20 protein-coding genes are annotated in these 15731 nt (G+C 39.8%); 19 read left to right on the top strand and 1 reads right to left on the bottom strand.

From position 1 onward, the window contains the following. Nucleotides 1–7 precede the first annotated feature (7 nt). From MUO14_RS00765 to MUO14_RS00720, 10 genes are all read left to right on the top strand, one after another. The gene (locus MUO14_RS00765) at nt 8–880 is read left to right on the top strand and encodes a hypothetical protein (protein ID WP_244753188.1); all 873 of its coding nucleotides are present in this window, start codon (nt 8–10) and stop codon (nt 878–880) included. Between the two features lie 20 nt (nt 881–900). Beyond that, nucleotides 901–2154: a tetratricopeptide repeat protein gene (locus tag MUO14_RS00760; protein WP_244753187.1), complete on the top strand. Its 1254-nt coding sequence runs from the start codon at nt 901–903 to the stop codon at nt 2152–2154. A gap of 29 nt (nt 2155–2183) precedes the next feature. Continuing rightward, on the top strand, nt 2184–2744 hold the full coding sequence (locus MUO14_RS00755; protein ID WP_244753186.1) for a ReoY family proteolytic degradation factor: 561 nt from the start codon (nt 2184–2186) through the stop codon (nt 2742–2744). Nucleotides 2745–2826: 82 nt separating this feature from the next. After that, a complete protein-coding gene (locus MUO14_RS00750; protein WP_244753185.1) occupies nt 2827–3282 on the top strand; it encodes a DUF2487 family protein in 456 nt (151 codons plus the stop codon). A 132-nt stretch (nt 3283–3414) separates the two neighbouring features. Beyond that, nucleotides 3415–3912, top strand: a complete 498-nt coding sequence (locus tag MUO14_RS00745; RefSeq protein WP_244753184.1) for a QcrA and Rieske domain-containing protein — start codon at nt 3415–3417, stop codon at nt 3910–3912. A 12-nt stretch (nt 3913–3924) separates the two neighbouring features. Beyond that, entirely contained in the window at nt 3925–4599 is a 675-nt protein-coding gene (gene qcrB / locus MUO14_RS00740) for a menaquinol-cytochrome c reductase cytochrome b subunit (protein WP_244753183.1), read from the top strand. Between the two features lie 29 nt (nt 4600–4628). Continuing rightward, nucleotides 4629–5441, top strand: a complete 813-nt coding sequence (locus MUO14_RS00735; RefSeq protein WP_244753182.1) for a menaquinol-cytochrome c reductase cytochrome b/c subunit — start codon at nt 4629–4631, stop codon at nt 5439–5441. 75 nt (nt 5442–5516) lie between these two features. Then, nucleotides 5517–6107 carry a lipoprotein heptaprenylglyceryl N-acetyltransferase LhaT gene (locus MUO14_RS00730; protein WP_244753181.1) on the top strand — a complete coding sequence of 197 codons (591 nt, stop codon included), beginning with the start codon at nt 5517–5519 and terminating at the stop codon, nt 6105–6107. 57 nt (nt 6108–6164) lie between these two features. Next, nucleotides 6165–6887 carry a sporulation protein YpjB gene (locus MUO14_RS00725; RefSeq protein ID WP_244753180.1) on the top strand — a complete coding sequence of 241 codons (723 nt, stop codon included), beginning with the start codon at nt 6165–6167 and terminating at the stop codon, nt 6885–6887. A 68-nt stretch (nt 6888–6955) separates the two neighbouring features. Next, nucleotides 6956–7633, top strand: coding sequence for a zinc metallopeptidase (locus MUO14_RS00720; RefSeq protein WP_244753179.1), 678 nt, complete (start codon nt 6956–6958; stop codon nt 7631–7633). Nucleotides 7634–7727: 94 nt separating this feature from the next. On the opposite strand, the gene MUO14_RS00715 is transcribed toward MUO14_RS00720, so the two are convergent. Then, nucleotides 7728–8603: a YitT family protein gene (locus MUO14_RS00715; protein ID WP_244753178.1), complete on the bottom strand. Its 876-nt coding sequence runs from the start codon at nt 8601–8603 to the stop codon at nt 7728–7730. Nucleotides 8604–8755: 152 nt separating this feature from the next. On the opposite strand from MUO14_RS00715, the gene MUO14_RS00710 reads away from it, so the two are divergent. The 9 genes from MUO14_RS00710 to panD are packed head-to-tail and all read left to right on the top strand — an operon-like array spanning nt 8756 to nt 15731. Then, complete coding sequence (locus MUO14_RS00710; protein WP_244753177.1) at nt 8756–9106, top strand: nucleotide pyrophosphohydrolase; 351 nt, start codon at nt 8756–8758, stop codon at nt 9104–9106. Continuing rightward, nucleotides 9093–9893, top strand: a complete 801-nt coding sequence (dapB, locus tag MUO14_RS00705; protein WP_244753176.1) for a 4-hydroxy-tetrahydrodipicolinate reductase — start codon at nt 9093–9095, stop codon at nt 9891–9893. Before MUO14_RS00710 ends, dapB begins: the two co-directional genes overlap by 14 nt. Before the next feature lie 20 nt (nt 9894–9913). Further along, nucleotides 9914–10330 carry a methylglyoxal synthase gene (mgsA, locus tag MUO14_RS00700; RefSeq protein WP_244753175.1) on the top strand — a complete coding sequence of 139 codons (417 nt, stop codon included), beginning with the start codon at nt 9914–9916 and terminating at the stop codon, nt 10328–10330. A 10-nt stretch (nt 10331–10340) separates the two neighbouring features. After that, the gene (gene bshA, locus MUO14_RS00695; RefSeq protein WP_244753174.1) at nt 10341–11468 is read left to right on the top strand and encodes an N-acetyl-alpha-D-glucosaminyl L-malate synthase BshA; all 1128 of its coding nucleotides are present in this window, start codon (nt 10341–10343) and stop codon (nt 11466–11468) included. Next, nucleotides 11461–12663, top strand: a complete 1203-nt coding sequence (locus MUO14_RS00690) for a CCA tRNA nucleotidyltransferase (RefSeq protein WP_244753173.1) — start codon at nt 11461–11463, stop codon at nt 12661–12663. The genes bshA and MUO14_RS00690 overlap by 8 nt, the downstream gene beginning before the upstream one ends. Then, nucleotides 12639–13640, top strand: coding sequence for a biotin--[acetyl-CoA-carboxylase] ligase (locus MUO14_RS00685; RefSeq protein ID WP_244753172.1), 1002 nt, complete (start codon nt 12639–12641; stop codon nt 13638–13640). The genes MUO14_RS00690 and MUO14_RS00685 overlap by 25 nt, the downstream gene beginning before the upstream one ends. Then, nucleotides 13624–14445, top strand: coding sequence for a 3-methyl-2-oxobutanoate hydroxymethyltransferase (gene panB / locus MUO14_RS00680; protein ID WP_244753171.1), 822 nt, complete (start codon nt 13624–13626; stop codon nt 14443–14445). The genes MUO14_RS00685 and panB overlap by 17 nt, the downstream gene beginning before the upstream one ends. Nucleotides 14446–14455: 10 nt before the next feature. After that, nucleotides 14456–15322, top strand: coding sequence for a pantoate--beta-alanine ligase (panC, locus tag MUO14_RS00675; protein ID WP_244753170.1), 867 nt, complete (start codon nt 14456–14458; stop codon nt 15320–15322). Nucleotides 15323–15341: 19 nt separating this feature from the next. Continuing rightward, nucleotides 15342–15731 (top strand): aspartate 1-decarboxylase, encoded by a 390-nt coding sequence (gene panD / locus MUO14_RS00670; RefSeq protein WP_244753169.1) that lies wholly within the window; start codon nt 15342–15344, stop codon nt 15729–15731.

The raw sequence follows: 15731 nt of genomic DNA, 5'->3' as shown, positions 1-15731 counted from the left end.
TTATCGTATGGGAGCTTATTGGTTTAATGTTCATACTCTCAAGGGCAATCAAGCCCTTACTCGGCAAATTTCTGTTTATCAGCAACGCTTCTCGAAACGAACATTATGGATCAACGATTTTAAGCAAATGGATGTCACAGGCTTCATTGCAACCCCAGGACATGTTATGCTTGACTTAGACAAGCCGTTAAGCCGCTCGCCTTCACCCATCCTAGACTGTCAACAGTATATTCAAAAGGGATGTACCCTTCTCCTTATTCAATTTCCCATTAAAACAAGTTTTCATTTTAAATCGATGTACCAACAATTTATAGAACAGTTCAGGTATCTGCCCATTGATTATATGATTGTTCCTACCATTTCACCTCTAGCAATAACACAAGAGATGGTTCGCTATTTTTCCCGCCAATCTTGCCCATTTATTCTCATTGATGTAGAGGATGAGCAGGGATTAGATGAGCCAGCATGGGATTGGGTCGTACAAGCCCAAGCTCTTAAAAGAATCCCGCTTGCACTTCTTGTCAGAAATCGCAGAATTAGAAAGATGATTCACGATAAGTTATGGGTAAAAATAAGTGATCGGTATGGTATCATAAGGTTAACAGACCCTCTTACAGAAGCCCCATTATCAAGATCGAATTTAAAGGATAGTGGAATCTTCCCGTATAAAGGTGGATTTATGAATCGCAGCTTTGCGGATTATAACCTTTACTACGACGAAGAAGGCTTGATGGTTGATGATCACGCTGAATTCAGATATCATGATGCTGTTCCGAATATCACAGTTATGCGTGGCAGAGTCGTACAAGTAGACCAGAAAATACAAGATCTTGAACCGGGGATCCACTATAAAGGTTCAATTTATCAACATTTTGTATAAATGCTAGAGAGGGAGTCGTTATGGAAGAGATTCACAAAGCTATTCATCAAATGGAAGCCAAGAAGCCGGAAGAAGCATTGAATACACTACAATCCTATTTACCAGAAGCTGATGAAGAAGAACGCTTCACCATTGCCGAGCTCTATATTCAATGGGGGATGCTTGGAGAAGCGAAATCAATCTTACAGGAACTGATGCAGCGATACCCCAAAGAACAAGAACTTAAAGTAATGATGGCTGAAATTCATATTGATTTAGAAGAAGACGATGAAGCTATTGAGATTCTCAATCAATTTGGTCCAGAAGATGAGGACTATTTGCAATCTCTTATCCAGCTAGCCGACCTCTATCAATCACAAGGGCTGTTTGAAGTAGCTGAACAGAAACTGCTCACGGCTAAACAAGTAGAACCAAACGAAGCGGTCATTGATTTTGCGTTAGGTGAACTCTCTTTTTCAAATGGGGAATATAACAAGAGTATCCCTTTCTATGAAAATGCAATGCATCATCAGCCAGTAATTGGTGATATTGAGGTAGCCGCCAGATTGGCTGAAGCCTATGCAGCAACAGGTGAATTTGAGCAATCCCTTGATTACTTCCAAAAGGTAGAAGAAGATAATCCAGATGTGATGTTCCGTTATGGATTTGTTGCATTCCAAGCTCTAAGAAATGATATTGCGATTAATATATGGGAGCGTCTGATTGAAGAAGATCCTTACTTTCAATCTGTCTATCCTTTATTAGCACAAGCTTATGATGCAGAAGGAATGGCGAAAGAAGCACTTGAAATGGTCAATAAAGGACTGGCGAAGGATGAGTTCAACAAAGAACTGTATCACTTGGCGGGAACACTGTATCACAAAACGGGGGAAAAAGAGGAAGGCTATCGACTAATGAGAGAGGCAGTAGCTTTAGATCCAGGTTATAAAGAAGCTGTACTTTTCTTAATTGAAAATTATAAAAGTGATAAGGATTATGATGCGATCATAGACTTAATTAATCAATTAATAACCCTTGGTGAAGAAGATCCTTATTACCTGTTTGAATTGGCCAAAGCTTATGAGGAAGTCGAGGATTATAAGCAAGCATACATTCATTATGAGAATGCTTATCCTTCTCTTAAAGAAGACGATGTATTTCTTAAGGCATATGGATATTTCTTAGTAGAAGAAGGAAAAATGAATGAAGGACGTAAAGTGTTAGAAGAATATTTAGCCGTCGATCCTACTGATACTGAAATAGAAGACTTTGTCAGCCGATTGAAAGAAGAATAATGTGATCAATTAGCGCAGGAGGGGCGCCGATGCAAACACCTATTTCCGTCAATGAAAAAAAGGACTTTGTTCGCTGGTTTTTAAACCATTACCAATTGAAAAAAAGAGAAAGTGTATGGATTCTTAACTACCTAATTAATCACGAATCACTGCTTTCCGACGTCCATTTTGTTCAAGAGGTTAAACTGTGTCCGAGGGGAATGGAGATTAGTGCCCAGGGGGTGCAAGACCCACCTTTTCGCTTTTATAAAGGTCAGGTGATGACAAATGATGCAGAGAAGTCATTTCATGACCTTAGAATGAATCAAGATGAGCCTGTTTATATACAAATGAACTTCGAAGACGCACATAAAAGTTCAATGTATGCCCTCGTGTTAGAAGATAATCCTTATTTACCTAAAGATTATTATGTAAACGATCGTGATAAAGTTGAAGCGGATGAATTGCTAACTTCCAGCATTCTAACTTTTAGAAAGAAAGAACTTGAAAAGCAAATCGATCTCGCACTGATCAACGGGGATCAATCAGAATTCATTACCTTGAGTAACGAATTGATCAAAGTAAAGAAACAAATTCAAAAGAAAAGCTAAGGGGAAGAATTTCCCCTTAGCTTTTCTTTTTTACACTTTTTTTAGTAAAATAGGGACAAGTAAGAAAGGATAGTGATATAACGTGCAATGGACAAAGCAGGATACAAAGCAATATCTCCCGGAAAAAGAGTATGTGGATACAGTCTTGATACCGATCATTTCTTTTGATCCAGCATCGGATAACAGAATGACGAAAGAAGCATTCCAAAGGGAACTCAATCAGATTTTTACAAATTTAATTGAAAAAGAATACAAAGGCCGTATGTTCTTAGCCCCTGAATATTATTACTTAACAAACTATCATGAAAGTGAAATCTCCCGAATGAACCAATGGGTGGAACATTTTCAACAACAGCCTTTTGAACATGTTTTTTTATTTACCTTTGATGCAAAATGGAAGAAGTATGAATCGGATTTAAATGGGCATTTACTATGGATACCGGGTATAGCTGATGGTGACTTACAATCTACCGAAACGAAGTCCTTTGTGAAAGAGCAAGTGAAACAAGTCAATGAATTAATTCAAGCGTATTGGTAACTAGTAAAAGTTGAGATAACACTAGAGATTTTATTGACCCCGCTTTAAGATTACGCTATCATAGTAATGTCCTAGTAAACTGTATGTAAACGATCCATGTCGCATGGATTACAGCATAGAGGGGGGAAAAGAATGAGCGATAAACAACGAGTATCCCGTCGTCAATTTTTAAACTACACACTGACTGGTGTAGGTGGCTTTATGGCTGCTGGAATGCTTGCGCCAATGGTTCGTTTTGCCATTGATCCTGTATTAACACCGTCAGCTGCCGGTGAATTCCATTCCGTGGCATCAGTTGAAGAAATTACAAATGAACCACAGCGTATTGAATGGCAAGTTGAACAAGTGGATGCATGGTATGAATCCAAAGTACAAAAAACTGCATGGGTGTACAGAAGTGAAAATGACGAGATTGTAGCACTCTCACCAATCTGTACACACTTAGGATGTACAGTAGCATGGGCTTCCAATGAAGAGTTCCCGAATCAATTCTATTGCCCATGTCACGGCGGTCGGTACACAAAAGATGGTGTCAATGTTCCGGGAACACCACCTACAGCACCGCTACCGGTGTATAAGACCAAAGTAGAAGAAAACATGCTTTATCTCGGAGAAACTCAATCAAGATAGGGGGCGTAATTCATGCTACAAAAGATTTATGACTGGGTCGATGAGCGTGTAGACGTCACTCCGCTTTGGCGCGATATCGCCGACCACGAAGTTCCTGAGCATGTCAACCCAGCCCATCATTTTTCAGCATTTGTTTATTGTTTTGGCGGTTTGACATTCTTTATCACGGTTATTCAAATTTTGTCGGGTATGTTTTTAACGATGTATTATGTGCCTGATATCGAAAATGCCTGGAAGTCCGTTTATTATTTACAAAAAGAAGTAGCTTACGGACAAATCGTACGCGGAATGCACCACTGGGGTGCAAGCCTTGTTATTGTAATGTTATTTCTACATACATTACGGGTATTCTTCCAGGGAGCTTATAAGAAGCCCCGTGAACTTAACTGGATTGTTGGTGTGCTATTATTCTTTGTTATGCTTGGACTAGGGTTTACTGGCTACTTGCTTCCATGGGATAACAAAGCTTATTTTGCAACACAGGTAGGTCTAGAAATTGCCGCAGCTACACCGTTTATCGGAGATCAAATTAGAACATTACTTGCGGGAGATCCATCCATTGTAGGTGCACAAACGTTAACACGTTTCTTTGCCATTCACGTGTTTTTCCTGCCTGCAGCACTATTTGGATTAATGGCTGTTCACTTTGTTTTAATCCGTAAACAAGGTATTTCCGGTCCACTATAAAATGTAAGTGACATAAAGGAGGGAACGCTGTGCATAGGGGAAAAGGGATGAAGTTCGTCGGAGATTCACGTATTCCTGCTGAACAAAAAGCCAATTTACCAAAAGATTACTCAGAATACCCTGGACGTACGGAAGCGTTTTGGCCTAACTTTCTTCTTAAAGAATGGCTGGTTGGAGCAGTTTTCTTAATTGGATTTCTAATTTTGACTGCGGCTCATCCGTCACCGCTTGAGCAACAAGCAGATCCAACCAACGCTGGTTACATTCCGTTGCCTGACTGGTATTTCTTATTTTTATATGAATTCTTAAAGTATCAATACGCAGGCGGAGAATTTATTGTCGTCGGTGCGATTATTATACCTACACTCGCTTTTGGTGCACTTCTGTTAGCACCATTTCTTGATCGCGGGCCAGGAAGACGTCCATCGAAGCGTCCAATTGCCGTTAGTCTCATGATGCTTGGTTTCATTGCTACGTTCTGGTTAACCTATGAGGCTGTTGAACATGCCGACTACGCTTCACGTTCAGAAAAATATGCGGTGAACGTGGAAGCGGTTGAAGCAGAAGTAGATACAGAAGCTCCGGGATACGCTATATATGAACAAAACTGTATGAGCTGTCATGGAGATCAGCTACAAGGACAGGGCAACTATCCATCATTACTTGATACGCCTATGTCAGTTGAACAAATAAAAGATATAGCTCAAAATGGTATTGGAGAAATGCCTGCTGGAGTTTTTAAAGGAACGGATGAGGAACTTCAGCAATTAGCTGAATTCATTAAAGCTCAAGGTACCGGCGGAGAAGGTTCAGGTGGAGAAGCTTCTGGGTCTGGTGAATAGTAAAATAATGAAGGTAAAGTGAACCGTGCTCATACGAAAGAGCGCGGTTCATTTATTATAGGAGTGCGTAGATACATGAGAGCGATGATTTCATACATATTAACGAATCGAATTTTTCTTGTATTATTATTCCTTGTTAACTTGTTTGGTACAATATATGGATATATTTGGTACGAAAATCAATTAGCTGTCACTGAACCGATCTTTCTTATCTTTGTTCCAGATAGTCCGACGGCAAGTTTGTTTTTCACCATATTTTTGGGCTTTTTCCTATTAAATAAAAAAGTGCCCTATATCGAAGCGCTAGCTGTCATTACCTTATTGAAATATGGTGTGTGGGCTGTTGTGATGAATGGGCTTACCTTCTTAGAATATGGAGCGCTTCCATGGACAAGTTATATGCTCATCATTTCCCACGGCGCTATGGCTATCCAAGGGATACTTTACAGCCCGTATTATAGAATTCGTATGCGTCATATTGTTGTGGCTGCGATTTGGACGCTTCATAACGATGTAATTGACTATGTGTTTGGGCAAATGCCAGTTTATCCAGCAATAATGGAACATCTCAATGCGGTTGGTTATTTTACATTTTGGTTAAGTATTTTCTCCATAGCTGTTTGTTACGCTCTTACTCAGACAAATCGACGGATCAAATCGGTCTAAATATTGAATCTCTCTCATATACATTTAGTAAGATAGAATTTGAGGGGGACGAGTGTGATGGGACGGGCTATTCTCATATGTTTCGTTGTCAGTTTGAGCCTGTGGATTCCAAACAATGGTCATCATAAGTATATTCATGCTGAGCACAATACATGGAGTTCATTCACTGAACAATACCGTCACTTATATCATGACGAAAAATATGAGTTGGCGAATAGGATGTTGAATAATCGACAAAAGGAAATGGAACAATATATTAGTACTTTATCTAACCAACACCAGGAGATGTTTAATAAACTTATCGATCCGATCATAAGCGTTCAGTCACAGGAACAGAAGGTGGAAGTAGAGAAGTTTTTATCCTTTATAAATGCTATGGGTAGTGACCACCCTCAGAAATATGCTCGTCAAGAACTTCAGACCTTACGTAATCAAATAAATCAAATAGATCAAATAGATCAAGACAGAGCGTCCTTTGTTAATAATTGGAAGGCTTTGCTTCCTACTTTGCAGTTATATTTTGATCAAAAAGAATTATCAGTCGTTACTCAATCTGTGGCTGTATTTGGAAACAGCGAAATGTTAGCTACACAACAGGATGTAGTTAGACGACTGGACAAGCTGCTTGAAGATGAAACACCCGTAATAAACTATGATGCGTTCATTTGGACTGCAGTGATTATAGGGTGTACTATACTTATTACACTCATTTACGTGGGTGCAAGAAAATATGTAGCAGAGAAAAAAGAAAAGAAAACGCACGACAAGCTTAATAGTTGATTTTTTAATGAATTTTGACTAAAATTGGTCTTATAATACAGTACACATCTAAGATGGAGGAGCGAAACATGATCAGTTTTTTACTATATTTTGCGATATTATTAATCGTTCCAATTTGGGCTTCATCACGTGTTAAAAAGACATATAAGAAATATTCAAAGGTACCGACATCTTCATCAATGACTGGTGCAGAAGTTGCTCGTAAAATCCTTGATGATAATGGATTGTTCAATGTTCGTATTGAAGAAGTAAGAGGAATGTTATCCGATCACTATGATCCGCGTTCTAAGGTGATCCGACTCTCGTCAGACAATTATCACGGTCGCTCTATGGCCTCATCTGCCGTTTCCGCCCATGAGGTGGGCCATGCGATTCAGGATGCAGAGGAATATGCGTTTCTTAAATTCCGCAGTGCATTAGTACCTGTTGCAAGCTTTGGATCAAACATCTCTATCTTCTTAATTATTGGTGGATTCCTACTTGGCTTCACAGGTTTAGCGTTAGCTGGAATAATTTTCTTCGCTGCAGCTGTGTTGTTCCAGTTCATCACTTTGCCGGTGGAATTCGATGCTTCGAATAGGGCGATGGGACAGCTAGTATCTACTGGAACCATAAGAAATGATGAGGAACGCAAAACGAAAAAGGTTCTTAATGCAGCCGCTATGACCTATGTAGCAGGTGCTCTTGTTGCCCTGGCTGAATTACTAAGATTTGTGTTTATGTTTGTGGGAATGAATCAAGAGTAATTTGAAATATACAAAACAATAAAACCCCCATTGTTCTTAACCATAGAACAATGGGGGTTTTTGCGTGAAGGTCTATTAGTTCGCCACATTTCTCCTAGTCTTGTAATGGATTTTTGTTCTCGTCTAATGTGAATCCTTCGCCTAATACATCATGAACGTGACTCACAGCAACGAAGGCGTGTGGATCAATTTTGTTAATAATTGTTTTAAGCCGAACGATTTCATTTTTCCCGATTACACAGTAAAGAATATCCCTTTTTGAGCCGGTAAATGAACCTTTTCCCTCTAGTACCGTGACTCCTCGATCCATTTCCTGATTGATTACTATAGAAATTTGATCACTGTGTTCAGAGATGATCGTTGCCCCCCTTGCAGCATAAGCACCCTCTTGAATAAAATCAATCACTTTGGCTCCGATGAACACTGCGACCAAGGTGTACATCCCTTTTATAGGATTTAAATAAGTAACAATTGATGTAAAAATAACGATGGCATCAAATAAAAACATAGCCCGGCCCATACTCCAGCCCAAATATTTATGGATAAGTCTTGCGATGATGTCAACTCCGCCTGTTGTCCCTCCATATCTAAAGATAATCCCTAAGCCCACTCCGGCGAATACACCAGCAAATAAAGAAGCTAACGTTAAGTCTGAGGCAAGGTCAATCTCAATAAGAAATAGTTGTGATAAATAAATGAATACAGACACAGCGACAATCCCTATTAAAGAATAGAAAAAAGTATTGCGTCCAAGTATTCTCCATCCGATAATAAGAACAGGGATGTTAAGTATAATATTCATTAATGATGGATCCCAATTAAATAAATAGAGAAACAGTAGGGTGATCCCTGTAAATCCACCTTCTCCTAATTCATTTTGAATGTTAAAGTGGACAAGCCCAAATGAAAAGATGGCTGCGCCTACTAATATGAACAAAATATTTTTTACCTTTAAACCGAAAAAATTCATATGCCAACCCCCAAATTAAGTTACACACGAATTACATTATAAAGAAATGATTTCCATGCTACAATGGGTTGAAGCTTAATAATTTGTCAAATGCCGCCCTTTTGGCTACCATTTAGTAAGGAAGGTTGGAACATGTAAAGGAGCGTTTTGCTATGACTTATACGACAGAAGACATTCAAAAGCGTGTGGATAATTACATATCACAATTTAAAGAAGGTTATTTTTCTCCACTTGCTTTGCAAGCTCGATTAACAGAGGAAGTCGGAGAGATGGCTAGGGAAATTAATCATCAATATGGTGAGAAGAAAAAGAAGTCTTCAGAGCAGGAGAAGGCTTTAGAAGAAGAACTTGGTGATGTAATATTCGTGCTTACCTGTTTTGCTAATTCTTTAGATATGGATTTATCTAAAGCATTTGAAAGGTCTATGAGTAAAATCGAAACACGTGATAAAGACCGTTGGACACGTAAAGAAGGAGCGACACACAACTATGAATCAAATTAAAATGATCGTTGCTGGACCAAGGGGAAAAATGGGACAGGAAGCCCTTAGGATGATTGAAAAGGAAGATAATTTTAAGCTTGTTGGCTGCATTGACCGGAAATATGATGGTAGCAAGGTTAAAGATGTTGCAGGATTGCCTGCGTTAGATGCTGTGATCTATACAGATGCGGAGCAATGTCTTAGTGAGATAGATGCTGATGTACTTGTTGATTTAACGACCCCTGAATTTGGCTATAAACATACGAAGCTTGCACTTGAAAATGGTGTGCGCCCCGTTGTTGGAACGACAGGTTTTACTGAAGAACAAATGGAGGAACTGACAAATCTTTCTGAAACGAAAAAACTAGGGACTGTCATTGCACCAAACTTTGCAGTAGGTGCTGTCTTAATGATGCAATTTTCTAAATGGGCTGCCAAGCATTTTCAAGATGTAGAAATTATTGAGAAGCATCATGATCAAAAGCTTGATGCTCCTTCAGGTACCGCTGTTAAAACAGCTGAATTAATAAAAGAGGAACGTGAATCGCACCATCAGGGCCACACAGATGAAAAGGAAACATTAGAAGGAGCAAGAGGTGCGGACGTTGATGGAATGAAAATTCATAGTGTCAGACTCCCGGGTCTTGTTGCCCACCAGGAAGTAATATTCGGCGGCCTTGGTCAAACGCTGACAATCAAACATGATTCCCATCATCGTGAATCATTTATGTCTGGCGTAAAACTTGCTGCTACAGAAGTTATGAAGATAGATGTGCTAGTCTATGGGCTTGAACATTTGCTCGACTAATAAGTAGGAGGGGACACCGAATGAATATTGCTTTAATTGCACATGATGAGAAGAAACAAGAGATCATCCATTTTGCCATGGCGTATAAACATATCTTAAAAAAACACCAATTATTTGCTACAGGAACAACCGGGAAAAAGATTTCTGAAGCCTCTGGTTTAGACGTTTTTAGGTTTCAGTCTGGTCCTGTTGGCGGTGATCAGCAAATTGGTGCAAAAATTGCCCAGAATGAAATGGACATGGTCATTTTCTTTCGCGACCCCTTAACGGCTCAACCCCATGAGCCGGATGTAAGTGCGTTGCTCCGTATTTGTGATGTACATCGAATTCCGCTGGCTACAAATTTAGCTAGTGCAGAGATATTTATTCGTGGTTTAGAAAGAGGAGATTTCGAATGGCGTGAGATTATCAAGGAAAAGTTAGCAAAGAAAGATTAGGTGTAATGATATGTCGAAAATTGGAATTACATGTTATCCCACAGTGGGAGGATCAGGTGTTATAGCGACAGAACTCGGAAAAATCTTAGCTGAAAAGGGACATGAAATCCACTTTATTACATCACAAGTCCCTTTTCGATTAAATCGCATTTATCCAAATATTTATTATCATGAAGTAGAAGTAAGTAATTATCCGGTATTTCAACACCCTCCTTATGATCTAGCTCTTGCCAATAAAATGGCTGAGGTAATTAATAGGGAGGAGCTCGACATCCTGCACGTCCATTATGCTATGCCTCATGCTGTCTTAGCGATATTAGCAAAGCAAATGTCTGAACGGAATGTGAAAATTGTCACTACACTTCATGGAACAGATATAACCGTGCTTGCCATAGACTCAAGCTTAAAACAAATGATTAAATTTGGCATCGAAAAATCAGATCGGGTTACAGCTGTTTCCCATAGTTTAGTGAAGCAAACACAAAAAATGTTGGATACACAAAAGGACATGGACGTCATTTACAATTTTGTTGATGAACGGGAGTATTTTCATAGGCCCAATAACGAGTTGAAAGGCCAGTACAATATCCGGGATAGTGAAAAAGTATTGATTCATATTTCGAATTTTAGACAAGTGAAGCGGGTTCCGGATGTCATTCATGCTTTTGCAAATATTCATCGTAGTGTACCTTCCAAACTACTCCTGGTTGGTGACGGACCTGAATATTCGGCTTGTTATCAACTTGTAGAAGATTTAGGGATTGGTGATCACGTCCGTTTTCTTGGAAAGCAAGAAAATGTCAGCGAGCTGCTCTCCATTTCTGACTTGAAACTTTTGCTATCTGAAAAGGAAAGCTTTGGACTCGTGTTACTTGAAGCAATGGCGTGCGGTGTCCCATGTATTGGCACCAATATTGGCGGGATACCAGAAGTCATTGACCATGGTGAAACAGGATTTATTACAGAACTTGGCAACATAGAACAAGTGGTTTATTTCGCAAAACAGCTGTTGACAGATTCCATAATGCACGAAAGTTTTTCCGAACGAGCACAACATTTTGTAAATCAAAAATTTTCTTCTTCTGAGATCGTTAAACAATATGAGGAACTTTATAGTCAGGTGTTAGATGATGAATAAACATAAACCGTCTCTTCATTCTGCCTTCAATCTCTTATCATGTCTTGAAGAAGCTGGTTATGAATCTCACATTGTAGGTGGTGCTGTACGAGATATTGTTTTAGGCCGTCCAATGGGAGACATAGACATTGCCACTTCAGCAACTCCTCAACAGGTAATGAGCGTTTTTAGCCACGTCATTCCTATTGGCATAGACCATGGTACTGTAATGGTCCGTTATCAATCTCATTCCTTTGAGGTGACCACTTATAGGACTGAGGAAGGTTATACCGATTTTCGACACCCCGATGAGGTGGCATTTGTTAACTCTATACGAAAAGACCTATCGAGACGGGACTTTACGATTAATGCGATGGCTATGAATCAGAATGGCGATGTTATCGATCCTTTCCATGGAAAAAAGGATCTTTCCAAACGGGTTATTCGGGCAGTAGGTGATGCCCATACACGCTTCAATGAGGACCCATTGCGAATGATGCGTGCGATACGATTTGCCAGTCAGCTTCAATTTGAGGTTACGGAAGAAGTGAAACAAGCCATCTATAATCAAGCAAGTTTGCTTAACCATATTGCTGTTGAACGCATTGCCGTTGAATTTGAAAAGTTAGTCGCAGGGAAAGGTTATCAAAACGGAATACATCTCTGTGATACATTAGGTGTATTTTCGTACCTCCCGATTTTTTCTGCGCATAGATCCTTACAGGTAGCCGTACCTAGACAAAAATTATTTGGGTTTGCCCAATTAATAACTTATTATCGCGAGCAAACTCCCACCATCAGTCTACAAAAATGGGTGAAAGACTGGAAGCTATCAAATCGAGTGAAAAGAGAAGCACTCTCTCTTCATTCTGCACTTACAGAATACAAACAGCATGATGAAATGACTTTATGGCTTGCTTATCAGCTGCCAGAGCATCTTGCTGCCTCTTTCATACAAGTCTTAAAAGCGTTAGGGTACCCTGTTAAAAAGGAAGCGTTTACTGAAGTATCAACTCTCTTACCTATACATTCAATTGATGAGCTAGCTTTTCAGGCGAGAGACTTGATTAAAGCTTTCCCCAATTTAGAAAAGGGTTCTTGGATTAGTTCAGGGATAGAAAGTATTGAATACGCAGTCGTAACCAAACAATTAAATAACAAATATGAACATATAAAGGAGTGGGTCGATCAATGGAATCCACCCGCAAGCAATTAATTGAACTGCTAGATAGTCAACAAGGATATATTTCTGGGCAAGATTTATCTAAACGTCTCAATATTTCAAGAACTGCTGTGTGGAAACATATGAAGGAACTTGAAAAAGATGGATATGAGATTGAAGCTGTTCAACGAAAAGGGTACAGAATTGTTTCTTCACCAAATAAAGTGAGTGAAAACACACTGCAATGGGGATTGAATACTGATTGGCTAGGGCACAATCTTCAGCACTTTAAGGAAGTAACATCTACACAGGAAGTGGTTCATCAGCTGGCTAAACAAGGTAAGCCTCATGGTACGGTTGTAATTGCTGACAAGCAGGTACAAGGGAAAGGCCGGATGTCTCGAAACTGGGATTCTCCTAAAGGGAAAGGGATTTGGATGAGTATCTTATTACGCCCTGAACTACTGCCTTATCAAGCCCCACAACTTACTTTGCTGGCGGCTACTGTTTTAGCAGAAGTCATTGCTGAACAATCATCGATTATGCCACAGATTAAGTGGCCAAATGATTTATTGATAAACCACAAGAAGGTGTCGGGGATTCTAACTGAAATGCAGGCCGAACAAGATCAAATTCAATATGTTGTTCTTGGTATAGGGATTAATGTGAATCAAACCGAATCAGACATTCCAGAAGAGTTGCAGCATAAAGCTTCTTCCCTTCAGGTTGAGTCACAACAACATTGGTCAATTCAAGATACCATACAGCGGATACTGCAACAATTTGAGCGTACATATGACCAATTTATGACTGACGGCTTTAAAGCTGTAAAGTTAAAGTGGGAACAATTCGGCTATAGAATTGGCGAGGAAGTAACGATTTCTACAATGAAAAAGTCGTGGCAGGCAAGGTTAGTGGGCATTGAGCCAGATGGCGCCCTTTTAGCCCGTGATGAAAAGGGAAAAGAAGAAAAGTTGTATTCAGCTGAAATCCATTGGGGAGAGGATGGTTATCATGCTAAACAAAAATAGTATGATCAAGATGAAGCAAACGAATGATAAAATGACGATGATCACAGCGTATGATTACCCATCATCTAAATTGGCTGAACAAGCAGAAACAGATATGATTTTAGTAGGGGACAGCCTGGGTATGGTTGTGTTGGGGTATGATTCAACAATTCCTGTAACGTTACACGATATGATGCATCATGCCAAGGCAGTTAGAAGGGGCGCAGAAAATACGTTTGTAGTGGTTGATATGCCGTTCATGTCTTATCATATCTCTTTAGAAGACACTCTGAAAAATGCCACAAAGCTGTTTCAGGAAACGAAGGCACAAGCACTGAAGCTTGAAGGAGCTGGAGGAGTGCTTGAAGCCATTCGGCGTTTAACAGAAGGGGGGATCCCTGTAGTCGGCCATTTAGGGTTAACCCCTCAATCAGTCCATGTACTAGGGGGCTATAAAGTCCAAGGCAAAGACAAGAAGGCTGCTAAAAAATTGTTAGATGAAGCAAAAGAAGTAGAGGAAGCTGGTGCAATGGCATTAGTTTTAGAGTGTGTCCCAAGGCAGCTGGCTAAATTGATTTCAGAACAGCTCACTATTCCTACGATCGGGATCGGAGCGGGTGCCGACTGCGATGGTCAGGTTCTCGTTTATCATGATCTCTTAAAATATGGAGTTGAACGCTTGCCAAAGTTTGTTAAACCATATCTAAATAGCAGCGAACAAATGGCAGGAGCAGTTCGTCAATACGTAGCAGAAGTAAAGGATGGGGTGTTTCCAGAAGAACAGCACACATTCACAATGGATCCGGAGTTGCTTCCAAAAGAATAAGGAGATTGTTATGGAAATCATCACTAGCATAAAACAATTGCAGCATAAATCAATAAGCTGGATTCGGCAGGGGAAAAGTATTGGTTTTGTACCTACCATGGGATACTTACATGAAGGGCATGAAGCCCTTATGAAAAAGGCCCGTCAAGAAAACGATATCGTTATTTTAAGTATTTTTGTGAATCCGTTGCAATTTGGTGAAAATGAAGATCTGGACTCTTACCCTCGTGATGAAGAACATGATCGAAAAGTAGCGGAGGAAAATGAAGTGGATGTCATTTTCTTTCCTTCCGTGGATTCGATGTATCCAAAACGTCTTTCTTTAGAATTATCTGTTGTTAGAAGAGCTGACGTGTTGTGCGGGAAGAGCCGGCCGGGCCACTTTGATGGAGTCGTAACCGTTCTTGCGAAATTATTCAATATTATCCATCCAACGAGAGTTTACTTCGGTATGAAAGATGCCCAGCAAATTGCTGTGGTAGATGCTTTAATAGAGGATTTTAATTACCCTATTGATCTGGTTGCGGTACCTACAGTACGTGAGGAGGACGGATTAGCAAAAAGCAGTCGAAACGTGAACCTATTTGATCAGGAGCGAGTTGGAGCTCCTTCTATTCATCAGGCATTGCAATATGGCAGGCAGCTTGTAGAAAATGGTGAGAAGAGCAAAAGTGAATTGATCAAAAAAGTTCGACAGTTTCTTGAAAATAAATCTCATGGTAATATAGATTATATCGAATTATTAGCTTATCCTAAACTAGAATTAATTGAGTTCATAGATCAACAAGTTATTCTTGCTGTAGCGGTGTATTATCAAAAAGCGAGATTAATTGATAATGTTGTTTTTAATGAAAAAGGGGATAAGACGTTAGGGTAAGGAACAAGGAGGGCACATCATGTTTCGTACAATGATGAAGGCAAAAATCCATCGCGTACGGGTTACAGAAGCCAATTTGAATTACGTGGGCAGTATCACGATTGATCAAAACTTATTGGACAGTGTTGGGATCCTGCCACACGAGAAAGTTCAAATCGTTAATAACAATAACGGCGCACGATTAGAGACATATGTGATTGCTGGGGAAAGAGGAAGCGGTGTTATTTGCTTAAATGGAGCTGCAGCCAGACTAGTCCAGCCAGATGATATCGTCATTATCGTTTCTTATGCCATGCTGAGCGAGGAAGAATTAGCCGATTTCAAACCTAAAATTGCGATTATGGGTGAAAGAAACAAGGTGGTCGAAATCTTAGAGGAGGAGCCGCCATTAACTGCTCTTCCCCTTTAA

The organism is Halobacillus shinanisalinarum, assembly GCF_022919835.1.
GTDB classification, from domain to species: domain Bacteria; phylum Bacillota; class Bacilli; order Bacillales; family Halobacillaceae; genus Halobacillus_A; species Halobacillus_A shinanisalinarum.
This window is presented reverse-complemented; position numbering and strand designations above follow the sequence as displayed.

Bases quoted from the DNA above. Each gene is read 5' to 3' on its own strand.
- dapB (WP_244753176.1), top strand. From the start codon at position 9,093: ATGAATCAAATTAAAATGATCGTTGCTGGACCAAGGGGAAAAATGGGA.
- MUO14_RS00730 (WP_244753181.1), top strand. From the start codon at position 5,517: ATGAGAGCGATGATTTCATACATATTAACGAATCGAATTTTTCTTGTA.
- bshA (WP_244753174.1), top strand. From the start codon at position 10,341: ATGTCGAAAATTGGAATTACATGTTATCCCACAGTGGGAGGATCAGGT.
- MUO14_RS00760 (WP_244753187.1), top strand. From the start codon at position 901: ATGGAAGAGATTCACAAAGCTATTCATCAAATGGAAGCCAAGAAGCCG.
- panD (WP_244753169.1), top strand. From the start codon at position 15,342: ATGTTTCGTACAATGATGAAGGCAAAAATCCATCGCGTACGGGTTACA.
- MUO14_RS00765 (WP_244753188.1), top strand. From the start codon at position 8: ATGGGAGCTTATTGGTTTAATGTTCATACTCTCAAGGGCAATCAAGCC.
- mgsA (WP_244753175.1), top strand. From the start codon at position 9,914: ATGAATATTGCTTTAATTGCACATGATGAGAAGAAACAAGAGATCATC.
- MUO14_RS00720 (WP_244753179.1), top strand. From the start codon at position 6,956: ATGATCAGTTTTTTACTATATTTTGCGATATTATTAATCGTTCCAATT.
- MUO14_RS00710 (WP_244753177.1), top strand. From the start codon at position 8,756: ATGACTTATACGACAGAAGACATTCAAAAGCGTGTGGATAATTACATA.
- MUO14_RS00725 (WP_244753180.1), top strand. From the start codon at position 6,165: ATGGGACGGGCTATTCTCATATGTTTCGTTGTCAGTTTGAGCCTGTGG.
- MUO14_RS00715 (WP_244753178.1), bottom strand. From the start codon at position 8,603: ATGAATTTTTTCGGTTTAAAGGTAAAAAATATTTTGTTCATATTAGTA.
- qcrB (WP_244753183.1), top strand. From the start codon at position 3,925: ATGCTACAAAAGATTTATGACTGGGTCGATGAGCGTGTAGACGTCACT.
- panB (WP_244753171.1), top strand. From the start codon at position 13,624: ATGCTAAACAAAAATAGTATGATCAAGATGAAGCAAACGAATGATAAA.
- MUO14_RS00690 (WP_244753173.1), top strand. From the start codon at position 11,461: ATGAATAAACATAAACCGTCTCTTCATTCTGCCTTCAATCTCTTATCA.
- MUO14_RS00755 (WP_244753186.1), top strand. From the start codon at position 2,184: ATGCAAACACCTATTTCCGTCAATGAAAAAAAGGACTTTGTTCGCTGG.
- panC (WP_244753170.1), top strand. From the start codon at position 14,456: ATGGAAATCATCACTAGCATAAAACAATTGCAGCATAAATCAATAAGC.
- MUO14_RS00685 (WP_244753172.1), top strand. From the start codon at position 12,639: ATGGAATCCACCCGCAAGCAATTAATTGAACTGCTAGATAGTCAACAA.
- MUO14_RS00745 (WP_244753184.1), top strand. From the start codon at position 3,415: ATGAGCGATAAACAACGAGTATCCCGTCGTCAATTTTTAAACTACACA.